Origin of the sequence: Kiloniella sp. EL199 (genome assembly GCF_900313065.1) — a bacterium.
Classification (GTDB): Bacteria; Pseudomonadota; Alphaproteobacteria; order Kiloniellales; family Kiloniellaceae; genus Kiloniella.
The window spans coordinates 1-18,026 of record NZ_OMPU01000001.1; the positions used below are offsets into that span (position 1 = coordinate 1).

General features: G+C 45.7%; 13 protein-coding genes. 11 read left to right on the forward strand and 2 right to left on the reverse strand.

Annotated features, from left to right (window positions below):
- Both D9A03_RS00005 and D9A03_RS00010 read left to right on the forward strand, forming a co-directional pair.
- On the forward strand, window positions 1–791 hold a 791-nt coding region (locus D9A03_RS00005), incomplete at its 5' end, for an HlyD family type I secretion periplasmic adaptor subunit (protein WP_120495191.1).
- A 392-nt stretch (window positions 792–1,183) separates the two neighbouring features.
- Entirely contained in the window at window positions 1,184–3,079 is a 1,896-nt protein-coding gene (locus D9A03_RS00010; protein WP_120495192.1) for a PhoX family phosphatase, read from the forward strand.
- 356 nt (window positions 3,080–3,435) lie between these two features.
- On the opposite strand, the gene D9A03_RS00015 is transcribed toward D9A03_RS00010, so the two are convergent.
- On the reverse strand, window positions 3,436–4,821 hold the full coding sequence (locus D9A03_RS00015) for a sensor histidine kinase (RefSeq protein ID WP_120495193.1): 1,386 nt from the start codon (window positions 4,819–4,821) through the stop codon (window positions 3,436–3,438).
- A complete protein-coding gene (locus D9A03_RS00020; RefSeq protein ID WP_120495194.1) occupies window positions 4,821–5,483 on the reverse strand; it encodes a response regulator transcription factor in 663 nt (220 codons plus the stop codon). The genes D9A03_RS00015 and D9A03_RS00020 overlap by 1 nt, the downstream gene beginning before the upstream one ends.
- Window positions 5,484–5,598: 115 nt before the next feature.
- Between D9A03_RS00020 and D9A03_RS00025 the strand changes: the two genes are divergently transcribed.
- From D9A03_RS00025 to D9A03_RS00065, 9 genes are all read left to right on the forward strand, one after another.
- Window positions 5,599–6,771 (forward strand): ABC transporter substrate-binding protein, encoded by a 1,173-nt coding sequence (locus tag D9A03_RS00025; RefSeq protein WP_162937891.1) that lies wholly within the window; start codon window positions 5,599–5,601, stop codon window positions 6,769–6,771.
- A 293-nt stretch (window positions 6,772–7,064) separates the two neighbouring features.
- Window positions 7,065–8,063, forward strand: coding sequence for a tripartite tricarboxylate transporter substrate binding protein (locus D9A03_RS00030; RefSeq protein WP_120495196.1), 999 nt, complete (start codon window positions 7,065–7,067; stop codon window positions 8,061–8,063).
- Between the two features lie 52 nt (window positions 8,064–8,115).
- Window positions 8,116–8,595 carry a tripartite tricarboxylate transporter TctB family protein gene (locus tag D9A03_RS00035; RefSeq protein ID WP_120495197.1) on the forward strand — a complete coding sequence of 160 codons (480 nt, stop codon included), beginning with the start codon at window positions 8,116–8,118 and terminating at the stop codon, window positions 8,593–8,595.
- Entirely contained in the window at window positions 8,595–10,130 is a 1,536-nt protein-coding gene (locus D9A03_RS00040) for a tripartite tricarboxylate transporter permease (RefSeq protein ID WP_120495198.1), read from the forward strand. The genes D9A03_RS00035 and D9A03_RS00040 overlap by 1 nt, the downstream gene beginning before the upstream one ends.
- A 2-nt stretch (window positions 10,131–10,132) precedes the next feature.
- Complete coding sequence (locus D9A03_RS00045; RefSeq protein WP_162937892.1) at window positions 10,133–11,188, forward strand: AbrB family transcriptional regulator; 1,056 nt, start codon at window positions 10,133–10,135, stop codon at window positions 11,186–11,188.
- Window positions 11,189–11,353: 165 nt separating this feature from the next.
- Entirely contained in the window at window positions 11,354–13,789 is a 2,436-nt protein-coding gene (locus D9A03_RS00050) for a NosR/NirI family protein (protein WP_120495200.1), read from the forward strand.
- A gap of 46 nt (window positions 13,790–13,835) precedes the next feature.
- Window positions 13,836–15,737: a TAT-dependent nitrous-oxide reductase gene (gene nosZ, locus D9A03_RS00055; protein ID WP_120495201.1), complete on the forward strand. Its 1,902-nt coding sequence runs from the start codon at window positions 13,836–13,838 to the stop codon at window positions 15,735–15,737.
- Between the two features lie 18 nt (window positions 15,738–15,755).
- Window positions 15,756–17,105 (forward strand): nitrous oxide reductase family maturation protein NosD, encoded by a 1,350-nt coding sequence (locus D9A03_RS00060; RefSeq protein ID WP_120495202.1) that lies wholly within the window; start codon window positions 15,756–15,758, stop codon window positions 17,103–17,105.
- Window positions 17,102–18,022: an ABC transporter ATP-binding protein gene (locus D9A03_RS00065; RefSeq protein ID WP_216825337.1), complete on the forward strand. Its 921-nt coding sequence runs from the start codon at window positions 17,102–17,104 to the stop codon at window positions 18,020–18,022. Before D9A03_RS00060 ends, D9A03_RS00065 begins: the two co-directional genes overlap by 4 nt.
- Window positions 18,023–18,026: the final 4 nt, after the last annotated feature.

Here is an 18,026-nt window from a genome sequence, read left to right on the forward strand (position 1 = left end):
GGCTCGGAGAGGTGTATATGAGACAGTCCAAGAAGCAACAGGGAGACTACATCTCTCAAGAGCGTACGGGTCTGCGCAAGCTCTATGAAAAAGGTCATGCAACACTCCCGCGCTTGCTGACACTGGAGCGGGAAGCAGCCAGACTGGATGGAGAAATATCCGAACTTRTTGCCAACATTGCCCGTGTTGAAAACCAGATCGGGGAGGCCGAGTTACAAATCCTGCAGGTCGAACAGGATTACCGTGAACGGGCTTTGACGGAGCTTAAGGAAACCAATTCCTCCATATCCGAGTTGGAAGAACAGAAAATAGCCTATCAGGAACAGTTGGCACGGGTGGAAATCAAGGCCCCGGTTGATGGTATTATCCATGGCTCCAGTATCTTTACGGTAGGTGGCGTGGTTTCTCCGGCAGAACCTCTGATGCAGATCGTGCCCTTTGATGAACGCTTGACCGTCGAAGCACAGGTTGATCCGCAGAATGTCGATCAAGTCTACAGCGGCCAACCGGCGGTGGTTAAGTTTCCTGCCTTTAACCAAAAGGTCACACCGGAACTCAACGGCTATGTCCTCAAAGTCTCTCCGGACCGACTACAAGACCCGCAAAGTGGCATACCTTATTATCAGGGCATCATTGAAATCCCCGAAGAAGAAATGGCCCGTTTGAACACAGCCAAGCTGGTTCCCGGCATGCCCGCAGAGATTTATATCCAAACCGGCGAACGTTCTGCTCTGAGCTACCTGATAAAACCACTGACAGATCAGTTGGAGAGAGCTTTCAGGGAAGAGTGATCTTTTGAAGCTATATTAGAAGCCGAGATTTATAATTGCCAGCTCAGTTGCAAATAATGTGAGCTCATTCGCAGCTAATACGATTTGGGGCTACTCCGATAAACGTAATCAATGCGGTTATCAAATCTGCTCTAGCAATGAAAAAAACATCTATCATTGGATAGATTTATAAGGAAAATATTCAATTCCATTTATGTTACCTCCAATAAATGATTGCGGAACAAACCTCTGCCTCATTGGTCAAACATATAATATCAAACTTAATACAAGTTGTTGTTTTTAAACATTCCAAGAAATGTAATATTTTTGCAACTGCAAGTAAGTAACCGTTAAGCATCCAAAAATGATAAAGCCGACTCCCACCAAGGCTGTCGTGCGTTCAGGAGTGCAAAATGATTGAAAATAAAAATGAAGATCTTTCTTTTGATGAATTTGATGAAATCACAAATCCAGGTCCAGAAGTAACCGGATTTGAACAGATCGTAGAAAAAGCCATGTCTCGCCGTAATTTTCTTGGCGGTGGTTTGAGTATAGGAGCATCCGCCTTTGTTTTGGGATCGACAGCTTTAACACCTTTTAATGCGAAAGCTGCCAGTAACTTTGATTTCGAACCAATTCCTGCAAATTCACTGGATACTGTGACAGTTCCCAAAGGATATTCATGGCAAATCGTAACCCAATGGGGGGACGAACTTTGGTCTAAATCTATCCCGTTCGATCACAAAACGCGCGGTACGGGTGAAAGTCAGGAACTTGCGATTGGCGATAACAACGACGGCATGTCGCTCTTTACAGTTGATGGGCACCATCTGCTTGTCTCAAACAATGAATACACAAATCGCAGTATCATGTACGATAATCGCGAAAGTAAATTACCGGAAACCGCGGATGACATTCGTAAAGGCAAAGCCGCTCACGGAGTTACAGTCGTAGAGATCAAACAAGACGGTAAGAATTGGATCATTGTGAAAGATTCCAAATATAACCGCCGTATTACAGCTGATTCACCTATGGAAATTTCTGGCCCCGCCCGTGGTCATGATCTGCTAAAAACATCAACAGATCCATCCGGCACGCAATCACTCGGTACATGGAACAACTGTGGTAATGGCCGTACACCCTGGGGGACTTATCTCGCATGTGAAGAAAATTTCAACGGCTACTTCTCCAGCAGTGATGAAAACTACACACCGAGTAATGAATTGAAACGTTATGGTGTCAAAAATGAGGACTGGGGTTATGCCTGGGCCAAAGAAGATGAACGTTTTGACATCAGCAAAAACCCGAATGAGCCAAACAGAGCTGGCTATGTGGTCGAAATTGATCCAAGTGATCCGGCATCAATACCCAAAAAGCGCACAGCTTTGGGGCGCTTCAAGCATGAAAATGCAGAAGTTGTTGTCAACAAAGACGGTCATGTTGTGGTGTACATGGGCGACGACGAGCGCGGTGAATTCATCTACCGCTTTGTCTCAAAAGGAAAATTTGTTGAAGGCGGCAACAATGCCGATCTCCTGGACGAAGGTCAGCTCTACGTTGCCAAATTCAACGACGACCAAAGTGGTGAATGGCTGGAACTTTCCCCTGCTACAACAGGTATGAAGTCTCAGGCTGAAGTATGCATTCATGCTCGCATCGCGGCTTCAAAAGTTGGTGCAACAACGATGGATCGCCCAGAATGGGTCGCATCTCATCCTAAAAAAGCAGAGATTTACTGTGCTTTAACCAACAACAAAAATCGGGGCAAGAAACCAAATGCTGGTGGTGATGAAACACCTGTAACAGGCCCGAACCCGCGCGCTGCAAACCTTTATGGCCAGATCGTTCGTTGGAAACCAGAGGGTGAAAATCATACTGCCAACACTTTTTCATGGGATCTATTTGTTATGGCGGGGAACCCGACCATCCACAACGATGCCTATGCAGGTTCGAAGAATATTGACGCCCACAATATGTTCAATTCGCCTGATGGTATTTCATTCGATAACAACGGAAAGCTCTGGATCCAGACAGATGGTAAATACTCCAACAAAGATGATTTTGCTGGCATGGGAAATAACCAGATGTTGATCGGGGATACTGAAACCGGCGAAATACAACGTTTCCTCGTTGGCCCCAAAGAATCTGAAGTGACTGGTATTACCTGGAGCGAAGATCGCAAAACAGTTTTTGTTGGTATTCAGCATCCGGGTGAGAAAGGAGACAGCACGTTCCCTGGTGGCGAAGGAACTGCACCACGCTCTGCGATTATTGCTGTCACAAAAGATGACGGAGCCATTCTCGGTTAAAATTTTCATCTAATTAAACAAGAAGGCAGAAGAATATTATCCCTCTGCCTTCTTTCTTTGTTCATTTATCCTGACTTTCTACATGGGGCATGAAATCTGTTGAGAATATCCATAGTTTGATAATCTCACTTTACAGTTGACGTATCACACAAAAAAACGTCGAACAATTCATTCGCCTCTGCCTTAAAAGTAATAGGAAATTAATTTGTGCCTGGGGGTATCACGGATTTCATTTCTTAAGTAAACAATTCCCAGAATATAAACCGAAACAGAGACGATAATGCAAAAAGCTCTGCTAGACGAAGCAGCATCTGTAAAGGCCCGCATTAGAAATCTGCTCAAGGAAAACAGTGTAACTAACCTTGAGGAAATCTCAACTTGAAGCAAGCCCCCACCCCTTGCCCAACGTTTTGATATTCAATAGAACCATTGTGCCGTTCCATAATTTCCCGGACGATTGGTAATCCCAGACCACAGCCTTCATCATCTCGTGTTTCAGAACGATAAAAGCGCTCAAATATCTTGTCTCGCTCTTCTTTGGGAACACCTGGACCATTATCTTCAACTTCAATCACAACGTCTTCGGACATTTGCTTTAATCGAACAGTAACAGTCGAATTTCCAGAGCAATAGTGCAGCGCATTTTCAATCAAATTTTTCAATGCTTCTTTAATCAACTCTTCATTTCCAACAACAGACCCAATTTCTCCCTGTTGCTCGAACCCCAAATCAATCTGCTGAGAAACCGCTTTGGGAACGTAAGCCCGCGTTACCTCTTCGCTTAACACCTTTAAATCGACCGCTTCAAAGTGAAAATTCTCATCTTCCTGATGAGTTCTAGCTAAACTGAGAAGCTGGTTAATCAAACGTGACGTTTGTTTTGTGCTTCGATTTAAATGCTCTAACCGCTTTGCAATTTTTACCGGTTCTTTTTCATCCTGTGCCAACTCAGCTTGGGTTTGAATTGCTGCCAGTGGCGTTCTGAGTTGATGTGCAGCATTTGATGTAAAACGTTGCATAGCCTCAATAGACGCGCCCAACCTTTTCATAAGATCATTAATGGCATCAATCAAATGGCGTACTTCTTGTGGAACTTCGTGCTCAATGGGCCTTAGATCAGAAGACGTACGCCTGTTCAACGCCGCTTCCAAGCGCACAAGAGGTTTTAGCCCCCACCCGATACCAATCCACAACACAATTCCGGCAACCAATATTAAAACTAATTGTCGAACGATTGCTGCCGTCATCATTTCATTGATCAGATTATTGCGCCCCTCAACAGTTTCAGCGACCATCACCGTAAAACGCGCCGACAAACGACCACCAGAAATGTGACGTGAGATTACCCCAACCCGAATAGCATCACCACGATAATCAGCATCAAAGAAAAGCGGCGCGCCATTTTTTGGAATATCCTTATCATCCACGACAGGCAAATCATCATAGCCTGTGATAAAGCTATTTCCCGGGCCAACAACCTGATAGAAAACGCGATCCTGAGCTGCCGACGTCAGCATTTCGAGCGCAACATAGGGGACATCAACCTCTAGCTGTTCCCCAACCACAACGACGCGTTCTGCTATCGCCAGCGCAGACCCCAGCAAGACCCGATCATAAGCCTCATTGGCTGCTTTACTTGCACTGGAACGAACTTCTAAAAGCATCAAGGCAGAAATAATCGCGAGCGCACCGAGCAACCACAACAACAAACGCCGACGGAGAGACTTGCGCTGCCACCTCATTATTTTTCCAACAAATAGCCAAGACCACGTACAGTCTTGATACTGATATTCGCTGCCGCCAGCCTCTTTCTCAAACGGCTAATATAAAGCTCCACAGCATTGGGGCTGATATCCTGATCAAAATTGGCAAGGCTGTCTGCGATTTGTTCTTTACTGACAACCTGCCCGGCCCGACTGATCAAAAGCTCAAGCAAGCAAAATTCACGGCGCGGTAAATCCAAAGGCTCACCCATCAGCGAAACCCGTCGCGCCACACTATCAAAGATCAACGCGCCAATAGCTATTTCCGGTGATTTGAAGCCGCTTTGTCGCCGAAGAAGCGCACGTACTCTTGCTTCTAATTCAACCAAATCAAACGGTTTGGTCAGGTAATCATCCGCCCCGAGATCAAGGCCTTTCACTCTGTCATTTAATGTATCACGCGCCGTAAGAATAAGCACCTGCGCCTTGCCACCGTTCTGCCGATAACGCTTTAAAATATCCAACCCGTCATAGCCCGGCAGGTTCAGGTCCATCACAATCAGGTTAAATTCCTGAGTACGTAGAATAACATCTGCTTCGGTACCGTCACCAACAACATCCACAGCCATTTCCATACGCGTAAGCGCACTGGATATTCCATCCGCCAAAGCGGCATTATCTTCAACAACTAGTATTCTCATGAATAAAAGACTAACTTTGTTCCAAGGCTTTTGAAAAGCCCGAGAAGAAAGAAAAGGTCGAAAGAAAATCAATTTCCTGCCGGATGACAGGTTCCCGACAGCTTCGGGCCATAATGTGTATGAAAAAATTAAAAAAATAAAATCAGGGGTTCAGACAATTAAATCACTATCAACAGCGAGATCACTTTCCCAAGGCTTTATTCCCAAGTCATGGTGTCAGTCACTATGTATAATAGTTGCCATTATCGCCTCACAGCTAATACCATATACTGTCCAGGCAAAAGCTTTTGATTTTCCGGCAGTATCTGGCAAAGAAAACAATGTCATTACAATTTATAGCGTTACCGATGTTGATATCTTTCAAGGTACCATTGCTGACTTTCAAGAACTCTTTCCCGATATCTCTATCATCTATCATGACCTGCAATCACTAGAGCTTTACGAACGCATTCAGGAAGAAACCCTGAACAATAATATAACAGCAGATATCGCCATCAGCTCGGCCATGGATCTGCAAATGAAGCTCGCCAATGACGGTTTTGCACAGCGCGTGGAAATATCAACTGCGCAAGAAATGCCGCCTTGGTCACAATGGCGGAATGAAGTCTTTGGCTTTACATCTGAACCTGCAGTCACGATTTACAACAAGGAATATTTCAAAGACCGACAACTCCCAAAAACCCGTTTGGAAATGCAACGTTTTCTAGCGGAAAGGCCATCTGATCTTTTCGGTCGTATCGCCACATACGACATCGAACGCAGCGGCGTTGGCTTTCTCTTTATGGGAGTTGATTCAGAAAGATACAAAGGCATCTGGAACCTGGTCAAAAGCTTTGGCGCAAATGGCGTTAAACTATCCACAAGCTCGACAGCGATTATAAATAACGTCAATAGTGGCAAATACGTTATCGGATATAATGTTCTTGGTTCATATGCTCTTGCACGGTTAGAAAGCTCGCCAAATCTCGGCATACTATACCCTGAAGACTATACAACTGTTCTCTCTCGCCTTGCAATCATTCCCAAGGCAGCCAAATCCAAAGAATCAGGTAAGCTTTTTCTCGAATACCTTCTCTCAGAACGCGGACAACAGCTGCTCGCGACCAGCGCAAAGCTGAATGCTGTTCACCCCGCGATTAAAAGCAGTGGCCCGGAAGAGATTCTTGCTGCTCAAACCCGCAGCAATTTACAACCCATTAAGGTCGGTCCGGGGTTGTTGGTTTATCTGGATCAGGTGAAAAGACGTAAGACCATAAACCAGTGGAACAAGTCATTACGCGGAGAATAATTCTCAATGAACAACATTATAAAAACAATGCAAATATCTGATTTAATTAATGTTTTAATTTAAAGTAAATTATTTTCCTCAACGACAGGGTAGTGACAGCTTTTTCCCTTAGCCTACATATATTGAATGGTAGGCCGCAGATAAAAAATAATAAAAGCGGTTGGGGAGACAGTATATAAACAGCTCGGATAATCCTCTGATCTGATTAATTCAAATGTGGACACCTCCCTCATCCGACTTCGTTCGGCGGTTTGTTATTCATCGAATTAACAATCATACTCGGAGGCCAATTCATGTTTGGCAAAACAACAAAACTATCTCGCCGTCTTGTGTTATCTATGGCAGCAGCAGCTGTTTCCGTGGGCATGACCATGCCGCTTTCTTCTACTTCAGCTGCAGATCTGGAAAAAATCCACTTCCTGATCCCCGGTGGTGCCGGTGGTGGCTGGGATGGTACCGCACGCGGTACAGGCGAAGCTTTGACAAAATCTGGCTTGCTCGGCTCCGCTTCTTTTGAAAATATGTCCGGTGGTGGTGGCGGTAAAGCTATTGCACACCTTATCGAAACGGCTGAACGTCAGGGTGACACCCTGATGGTGAATTCAACCCCGATCGTTATCCGTTCACTAACAAAGGTTTTTCCACAGTCTTTCCGTGACCTTGTCCCTGTAGCTGGCGTTATTGGTGATTACGCTGCTTTTGTCGTGCCGGCTGATTCCAAATACAAATCCTTCTCCGAGGTCGTCGCTGATTTCAAAGCTGATCCGAAATCCGTGAAAATCGCCGGTGGTTCGGCACGTGGAAGCATGGATCACCTTGTCGCTGCACAAGCCTTTAAAGCGGCTGGCGGTGATCCTAAAGCTGTTAAATACATCCCTTACGATGCTGGTGGTAAAGCCATGGCAGGTCTCCTATCTGGAGAAACAGCACTGCTTTCCACAGGCCTTTCTGAAGCACTTGAGCTGGAACGCAGCGGCCAGGTTCGTATTCTTGCCATGACAGGTGAAAACCGTATTGATGATGCACCAAATATTCCAACCCTGACAGAACAGGGAATTGATGCAACGTTTGTTAACTGGCGCGGTTTCTTTGCTGCTCCGGGTACATCAAAAGAAAAAGTTGCGGCCTATAACGCTACGCTTGAGAAAATGTACGACACACCGGAATGGGAAACTGTCCGTGCGCGTAACGGATGGGTAGAAGTCTTCCAGCCTGCTGATGTTTTCTACACCTTCCTCGAAGAACAGGAAGGCATTGTTGGCGACCTGATGAAAGAGCTTGGCTTTCTCTAAGCCAAGTATCGTGAATTAGTATCTGCACGCAATAGAAAAAGGAATGGAGACAATGACCCTCAGCAAGGAAAAAGCGGGAGCCTTGTGTTTTCTTGTTCTCGCAATCGCTTATGGTATGGAAGCAAGGCATATTCCCTTGTTTCCGGGTGATGAACTGGAACCTTTTACCGCCCGGACTATGCCTATCGCCCTTTCCTGGCTAACAGGTCTTGTCTCCTTTCTTCTTCTCGTTCTCCCTCAACGCGAAGAAACAGATGACATTTTCTCAGTCTTCCGGGGATTGAACTGGGGCAGAACGTCTATCTTGATCGGTCTGATGGTCTTTTACGGATTAACCTTGAGTCCACTTGGGTTCCTGTTATCTACCGTCTTGTTTCTCATTGGTGGCATCTATGCATTGGGTGAAAGACGTTGGTCCATCATTCTTCTTTCATCGGTACCAGCGACTGTTGGTTTCTGGTTCATTCTCGATAAGCTCCTGGGTATCTATCTCGCGCCCGGTGAGATCTTTACTATGTTCGGAGCAAATTAATGCTTGATGGTATTCTTCAAGGGTTAAGCACTGCTGCTTCCCCCGTTAATCTACTCATGGTTTTTGTTGGTTGTTTCGCAGGAACCTTTATCGGCATGTTACCCGGTCTTGGTCCTATTTCTGCCATTGCCCTTATGATACCCATCACCTACGGCTTTGACCCGGCAACGGGTATGATCCTGATGGCTGGTGTATATTATGGCGCCATTTTTGGTGGATCCACATCAGCAATCCTTATCAATGCACCAGGTGTTGCCGGTACCGTTGCGACATCATTTGACGGCTACCCCCTCGCCAAGCAGGGCCATGCTGGTAAAGCTCTGGCAATTGCAGCCTATAGCTCCTTCAGTGGCGGCACCATTGCAGCGATATTCCTTCTTTTCGCAGCCCCGGCTTTGGCTTCGGTATCTCTCAGTTTTCAATCAGCAGACTATTTCGCCCTTATGGTTCTTGGCTTAACCGCAGTCTCCGCCTTTGCCGGAAAGGGTAAGTTCCTGATTGCTGTTCTGATGACGCTCTTTGGCTTAATGCTCTCCACCATCGGAACCGATCAAACGGCAGGACTACAGCGCTTTACCTTTGGCTCTCTCGATTTGATTGACGGTATCAGCTTTCTCCTGCTTGCAATGGCAACCTTTGCCTTATCAGAGGCCCTGATGGTCGTTCTAAAGCCGGAAAAAGTATCTCGGGAAGCTGAAGAAGCCACCAAAGGCAAACTTGGCAGCATGAAAGTTAGCAAAGAAGAGGTCAAAGACCTAGCGCCTGTTGTCGGACGTAGCTCTATTCTTGGTTTCTTTATCGGCGTTCTTCCTGGTGCCGGAGCGACAATTGCCTCTTTTCTCGCCTATGGGATGGAGCGTAGTTTTGCCAGCGCAAAAGAGAAACTGAAATTCGGCAAAGGTTCCATACGAGGCTTGGCTGCGCCGGAAACAGCAAACAACGCTGCCTGTTCTGGGTCCTTCGTTCCTCTTTTAACTCTTGGAATTCCCGGCTCAGGTACAACAGCAGTTATGCTTGGGGCACTTATTTCCTATGGCGTACAGCCCGGGCCAAGACTCTTTGTGGAACAGCCTGCCGTATTCTGGTCTGTGATTATTTCAATGTACATCGGGAATATCATTCTGCTTGTTCTGAACTTGCCGCTAATCCCCTACATTGCTCGGTTGCTGGCCTTGCCCAAGCAAATCCTGACCCCCTTGATCCTGTTCTTTTCTTTGATCGGTGTTTACCTCGTTTCTTTTAATACCTTTGACATTCACATCATGGTCATCGTTGCTATTATTGCGATCATCTTCAGGCTGATTAACTTCCCACTCGCCCCAATGTTATTAGGCTTTATTCTTGGTGGAATGATGGAAGACAACCTTCGTCGCGCCTTGGCAATCAGTGACGGGGAACTCTCCTTCTTGTGGGAACGTCCAATTACCGCAAGCATTCTTGGTATTACAATTGTTGTCTTACTTGCACCACTCGTTCAGAACATTATCGATATTCGCAGAAAAAAGGCCCTCAAGGTAAATGATGGCGAGGGGTGAATGTGCCTTCCTCAAAAACAACGCGCCCGAAAACAGTATTTAAGCTGGTTCTGACTTTTCTATCCGGGTTGGCAGGGGGCTTGGTGTTTTGGACACTGAGCCTCCCGCTTCCCTGGATGTTAGGCTGCTTGACCGGTAGCCTTATGGCATCACTATCTGGTATCCCCGTGGGAGTTACCAAACCCGTTCGCCTGATCATTATGGTTATTCTGGGCGTAATGCTGGGCGGGACCTTTTCCCCCGAAGTTCTTGCCCGTGCCAGCGAATGGATACCTACGCTGATCGCAGCAGTACTCTACCTAGCAGTACTCACCTTTATCGCGCAGTTCTACTGTCGAAAGTTTATGAAGATGGATCGCCTGACTGCAATCTTTGCCGGATTTCCTGGCGGTCTATCAGAAATGACAATTCTCGGGGAAGAAGCCGGGGCTGACGTTCCTGCACTTACCCTCGCCCACGCCTGCCGCGTTGCAACTATACTCCTCGCTATTCCCCTGCTCCTCACCTATTGGTCGGGGTTGGAAATGGTTGAAAGAGAGAGTACTGTCCCTTTGTGGTCTTTTCTTGATATTATCACCCTTCTTATCATTGCCGCCGGTGGATTGTTTTTGGGCAAGATTGCCAAATTCCCGGCCTATCAACTGACAGGCCCGCTTTTATTGAGTGCTATCATTCACACCAGTGGACTCGTTCAGGGCGAACCACCAGAAATCGTTACAATCTTATTGCAAGTAACTCTAGGTTCAGCATTGGGTGCCCGCTTTGTAGGTTATTCTCTCGGCCAAGTCGGTAAATTAATGTTATTGTCTGTGATCATGGCATTCCTGATGCTGGCGGTTACATTGATCGTATCAGGGGCCTTGTCCTACACTTTTGATCTAGAGTTTGAAGCCCTTATCCTTGCCCTGTCCCCCGGCGGATTTGCAGAGATGACATTGGCCGCCTTGTCCATGGGGATAGACCCGGCCTTTGTCACAACGCATCATGCTTTACGTTTGTTGGTAATCGTCTTTATCGTTCCAGTATTTCTAACTCGAATTATCAAGCGACAGAATTAGCGAAAAATTTCATTTCCCCTCAAGTAACTCATTTAATGAACAGCACCCATTAAGATATAATTTTTTTGCATCTTTCTTGACTTACATCAAAGGCAATTTCTCGAAATAGGCAGATGTTTGTTTCCATTAGGATTTTGTCAGTATGTAAGCGAAAGGAGATGCTTCATGCCGAACCAAAAGGCATGGGCAAAGAGTACAACGGAAAAAAACATCACCAAACTACAGGTACTTACTGCCTGTTATGATGTTTCTGCTGTGTTTATTCACAAGCTCATTTTTATATCGCTTCTACTCGGGCTCTCTTTTCTGTTCGCTATCGCTACAGCAGGTGCAGCAACAAACAATTTTGAGAAATATATCTCAAAAGTACAGCCCGCGGAAATTTTTGATGGCGCAACAGATTTCCGCCTTGTTTCCGGCAATCCTTCCTACGCGGAAATTCTAAAAGATACTAAGAAAGTCGGTTATGCCTATCTGAATACCGACTTTGTAAATGCGACTGGTTATTCCGGGAAACCAATCAAGGTTATGGTTGGTTTGACCCCAGAAGGTGTGGTCAGTGGAACAAAGCTGGTAAAGCACAGTGAACCCATTGTTCTAATTGGTATTCCAGAAGAAAAAATATCCAACTTCATGTTCGGTTATACCGGTATTGATGCAGTTAGTCGTACAGGTCAGAGCCGGGATACAGGCGAAGTCGATATGATCAGTGGTGCGACTGTCACCATCATGGTCATCGAAGATTCCATATTTAGATCAGCTATTAAATTTGCAAGATATCTTGGCATTGCTGGCGTACAACAGGATCAGGCATCTGAGCCAACCGAAATCAGACACGTCAACAAAGACATTACTGATGTTACTGACTGGCAAACACTACTTGGCAATGGTGCCGTTCGTCATCGCGTTATTACATTGGCAGAAATTAACGAAGCGTTTGAAAATTCAGGGAACAAAAAAGCAGCTTCTCGTCCTGAAAAAGGGGCGCCAGATGATATCTATATTGACCTTTATGTTGCACCAGTCAGTGTTCCCGCAATCGGTAAAACTCTTTTAGGTGATGTTGAATACAACAATTTGCTCAAACAACTTGAACTTAATCAGGACGCAATACTCATTTTCGCCAATGGCCGCTACTCCTTCAAAGGGTCCGGCTATGTACGTGGTGGTATCTTTGATCGCTTCCAACTCATTCAGGGGGAAAGCTCTGTTCGTTTCCGGGACAAACTTCACAAACGGATCGGTGATCTTGGCGCTGATGGAGCCCCCTATTTCAAGGAAATAGGTCTATTCCGTATTCCGACGGATGTTAACTTCAATCCAGCAGATAATTTTCGCATTGAGCTACTTGCAAACCGTGAAATCGCAGCAATTAAAAAGATATTTCTGGCATTCGAGCTAAATTATGACCTGCCAGATAAGTACATCACGATAGAAAAATTAAAGCCAACGCAGACAGCAACAACAAAAACATCAAATCTTCCTGTTAATCAAGAAGCGTCAGAAGATACCCATCGCGTTGAATTGTGGAAACGCATGTGGAATCTCAAAAGGCCTGACATCGCAGTCCTAACAATTGCGATTGCTATACTAACGGTAATTTTCTTTTTTCAGGACTGGCTGGTCAAACGCCCAAGGCTTTTGACATGGACCAGAAATCTGTTCCTTGTCTTTACAGTTCTCTTCATTGGGTTTTACGCTCAAGCACAGCTTTCTGTCGTCAATGTTCTCACCTTTGCAAATGCTCTGATGACTGATTTCAGCTGGAACTACTTCCTCATGGAACCCATGATCTTCCTGTTATGGCTGTCTGTTGCTGGCGCACTGCTTTTTTGGGGTCGTGGAGCCTATTGTGGGTGGTTATGTCCCTTTGGTGCACTGCAAGAGCTTTTGAACCAAGCTGCCAAATTCTGCAAAGTACCACAGCTTGAACTTCCGTGGGGGCTGCACGAACGCCTGTGGCCGTTGAAATATATTATCTTCCTTGGTTTGTTTGGTCTCTCTCTCTATTCCTTGCAGGATGCAGAACATTGGGCAGAGGTCGAACCCTTCAAAACCTCCATTATTCTGAAATTTGTGCGCGACTGGCCGTGGGTTATTTATGCCCTTGCCCTTTTGGCAGCAGGGCTGTTTGTCGAGCGCTTCTATTGCCGATACATTTGCCCATTAGGCGCAGCATTAGCCATCCCCGGTCGCATGCGCATGTTTGAATGGCTCAAAAGACATCCCAAGGACTGTGGTAATCCCTGCCAAACTTGTGCGAAAGAGTGCATGGTTCAGGCAATTCATCCAACAGGGGAAATCAATCCAAACGAATGTCTCTACTGCCTGCATTGTCAGGTTGTTTACCATGACGAACATCGCTGTCCGCCAATGGTACAAAAGCGCAAGCGTAGGGAACGCCTACAGGATCTTCAAAGCAAAAGCGCTGCTGTCGTCAAAGCAAGCTGCTCTGCGACAGAAATTCCAGATTTCATAGGTGATGACAAGAACAATCCCGGACCTTCTGCAAAAACAGGGGGGAAGGCGCTAGCCCGGAGAAAGTCACCCCGAGCTAGCAAAACAGTCGCCCCAAAGGCGACAGCACGCTCGACCTGTTGAATGGTGAGACACGCGACAGGTTGGGCACTTAAAGAGGAGCATATAAATGTCAAAAGATAAAGGTCTGTCCAGACGTGATCTGCTTGGGGGTTCAGCGAAACTAGCGACTATCGCCGGTGTCGGTGCTGCCTCTGGTATAGCCGGGTTAGGTAGTGTTTCAACAGCATCTGCTGCTGGCGCAAATAACCCGGCAACCGTTGAACCCGGACAGTTGGACGAATATTACGGTTTCTGGTCTTCAGGACAAGCAGGTGAACTGCGTATTCTAGGTCTTCCTTCTATGCGCGAACTTATGCGTGTACCCGTGTTTAACAGGTGTTCTGCAACAGGTTGGGGGCAAACCAACGAAAGTAAGAAAATTCTTACTGAAAATCTTCTGCCACAAACCAAAAAGTTTCTGGAAACACGCGGTGGCGACTATATGAACGGTGACTTACATCACCCCCATATGTCCTTTACCGACGGTGCCTATGATGGTCGTTATCTCTTCATGAATGATAAGGCAAACACACGTGTTGCCCGCATACGCTGTGATATCATGAAGGTTGATAAAATTATCGAAATTCCAAACGCAGCTGATATCCATGGCCTGCGTCCGCAAAAATATCCACGCACTGGTTATATCTTTGCCAATGGTGAACACCGCGTTCCCTTACCGAACGATGGCTCTGTTCTTGATGACCCAAGCAAATACTATTCAGTGTTCTCCGCTATCGACGGTGACACTATGGAGGTTAAGTGGCAGGTTAAGGTCAGTGGTAACCTGGATAACGTTGATGCTGATTACCAAGGTAAATACGCCATTGCTTCTTCTTATAACTCAGAAGAAGGCGTAACCCTTGCGGAAATGACATCTTCTGAACAGGATCACGCCGTTGTTTTCAATATTAAACGTATTGAAGAAGCCGTTGCCAAAGGCGAGTACGAAGTATTTGACGGAGATGTGCCTGTTGTTGATGGAACCAAAGGCTCTTCATTAACAACTTACATTCCAATTTCTAACAGCCCGCATGGTGTAAACTCTGCGCCTGATAAACGCCACATTGTCATTAACGGCAAGCTATCACCTACTGTTTCTGTTATTGATGTCGAACTTCTGGATGATGTTTTTGAAGGAAAGATCAAGCCACGTGATGCGATTGTTGCGGAACCTCAACTTGGTCTTGGTCCGCTTCATACAGCCTTTGACGGCCGAGGTAACGCCTACACCACACTCTTTCTGGATAGTCAGGTGGCAAAATGGGATATGGACAAAGCCATCCGCGCCTATAAAGGTGAAGATGTCGATCCGATCATCCAGAAAATCGATGTTCATTATCAGCCCGGTCATAACCATACATCTATGGGGGAAACCTCTGAGGCTGATGGTAAATGGCTGATCTCTATGAACAAGTTTTCTAAAGATCGCTACATCAACGTAGGCCCCCTAAAACCAGAGAACGAACAGTTGATTGATATCTCTGGCGATGAAATGAAAATCGTTCATGACGGCCCAACGTTTGCCGAGCCACATGATTGTATTATCGTTCACAGGTCCGTTGTTAATCCACTTCATATCTATGATCGCAATGATCCTACCTTTGCCGATACCATTGCAATGGCGAAAGCAGATGGTATTGATCCGGAAGATTGCCAGGATGTTATCAGAGACGGCAACAAGGTTCGTGTTTACATGAACTCTGTTGCACCAGAATTCAGTCTGGAAAAATTCACCGTCAAACAAGGGGATGAAGTCACAATTGTGATTACAAACCTGGATGATGTTGAAGATCTGACCCACGGCTTTACATTGGCAAATTATGGGGTGTGTTTCGAGGTCGGACCTCAACAAACAGCCTCTGCAACCTTTGTAGCTGATCGTCCCGGCGTTCACTGGTTCTATTGTCAGTGGTTCTGTCACGCACTTCATATGGAGATGCGTGGACGTATGCTGGTTGAACCAGCTTAGGGAAAGTTGAGTAGATCGATGGCTTGGTTTTCAAAAAAGTTGGTAATGAAACAATATGTTTTAGCGTTTCTTTCAAGCATCGTCGTCTTAATGACGGTGTTTGAGAGCCAAGCCATCGTTTTACAGGTGACACCTGACACGCTAGCAACCTCATTAATCAAAGCACAGGACGGCGATGTCCTTGTAATGACCAAAGGTCTTTATGCTGGCCCGATTGTACTTAAAAAATCGCTGACACTAAAAGGCGAACAAGGTGCTGTCATTGATGGCAACCGCATAGGTAATACGATTGAAGTCCTCGCCCCTGACAGTGTTATTTCCGGGTTAAAAATTATAAACTCAGGTCAGGATCTTTCTCAACAGAACAGTGGCGTTTTTGTCAATAAAACAGCTCATAATACCGTTGTCGAAAATAACATCCTTCAAGACAATCTGATCGGGGTTTATCTCTGGGGTCCCAGGGATGCTGTTGTCAGAAACAACCGCATTGAAGGATTACAAGTTCTGCAAATCAATGATAGAGGCAACGGTGTCCAACTGTGGAATACACCGGGATCAATTGTTGAAAACAACACCATTCTTTTTGGTCGTGACGGTATCTTCACGACCACAAGTAAAAAGAATATTTTCAGAAACAACATTTTCAAGAAAACACGCTTTGCCATTCATTACATGTACACAAATAACAGCGAAGTCAGTGGTAATATTTCCCGCGGCAACGACGTCGGATACGCTTTGATGTTTTCAAAGAAGCTGAAAGTAACCAACAACCAATCAATCAATGACAAGGAACACGGGTTTGCCCTCAACTACGCAAACTCATCCCTTTTCAAGGAAAATCGGGTCGAGAACGGCGGTAAAAAATGTGTTTTCATATACAATTCCAACAAAAATCGTTTTGTGCAAAATCATTTTGAAGGATGCCAAATAGGTATTCATTTCACAGCCGGATCTGAAAAGAATACTGTTAGTGAAAATGCCTTTATCGGCAATCAACACCAAGTCAAATACGTTGGCACACGTCATCTGGATTGGTCGGAAAATAATCGAGGTAATTATTGGAGCGATAATCCAGCCTTCGATCTGAACGGCGATAATATTGCCGATAGTGTCTATCGACCCAATGACGTTCTGGATCAGGTGATATGGGCTTACCCTTCAGCCAAACTATTGATTAATTCACCCGCTATGGAAATTTTGCGCTGGTCACAATCCCAGTTCCCATCACTACAGCCTGGAGGAGTCTTTGACAGTGCTCCTTTGATGACGCCTCCCCTGATTGATCAGATCTCATTAAATTCCGGCCCATTAGCTTCTGAGCCATTAAATTCTAGCCCACTACATTCTGGCATGGAGACAAATCCATGATTAAAAATAGCATTATTTTAGAAAACGTAAGTAAACATTATCCGTCCCACAAAGCAGTGACAGACGTGAATTTCTCAGTGCCCGAGGGTTGCCTGATGGCACTGGTTGGGCATAACGGCGCAGGCAAAACAACGCTGATGAAGCTAATCCTCGGGTTGGTACAACCAACAACAGGATCTCTCTCAATACTGGGGCATGATCCCAAAGATAAGGCTTCTTTCCATTACCGCAATGCCATTGGTTTTTTACCCGAGAATGTTGCATTTGATGCAAACATGACGGGTAAAGAATTAATCGCGTTTTATGCAAGTCTGAAAAGAGAAACAAAATCCCGCAGCCTAGAGCTCATGGATATGGTTGGCCTCTCTACTGCCCTTGGTCGACGTTATAAAACCTATTCAAAAGGCATGAAGCAGCGTTTGGGGTTGGCACAGGCACTTCTTGGCAAACCGCGTCTGCTTCTTCTAGATGAACCAACATCCGGGCTTGATCCTGCTGCCCGACAGCACTTTTACGACATTATCCGCGACCTTAGAAAAGACGGCGTCACTATTTTACTCTGTTCACATGTATTAACTGAACTCGAAGCCCAGACTGATGCCGTCACCGTTATGAATTCCGGCAGGGTCGTTGCTTCCGGCTCTTTGGAAGACTTGCGCGCACAGGCAGGGTTACCTCTTAGCCTTCGCATTACTGTCCAAGAAGGTATGACCGAAAAAATCGCTCAGCCGCTACAAAACCAGAATGCGACCATAACCTATATGAACGGTAGGCATCTGGAAATTGAATGTGCTCCAAGTTCAAAAATGACAATGCTTCGACGTCTCGGAGAACTTGGTTCCCTTGTTGAAGATATCGAACTTCAAAACACGTCACTAGATCAACTCTACGCCGTCTTTAGTGATCAGAGAGAGTAATAAT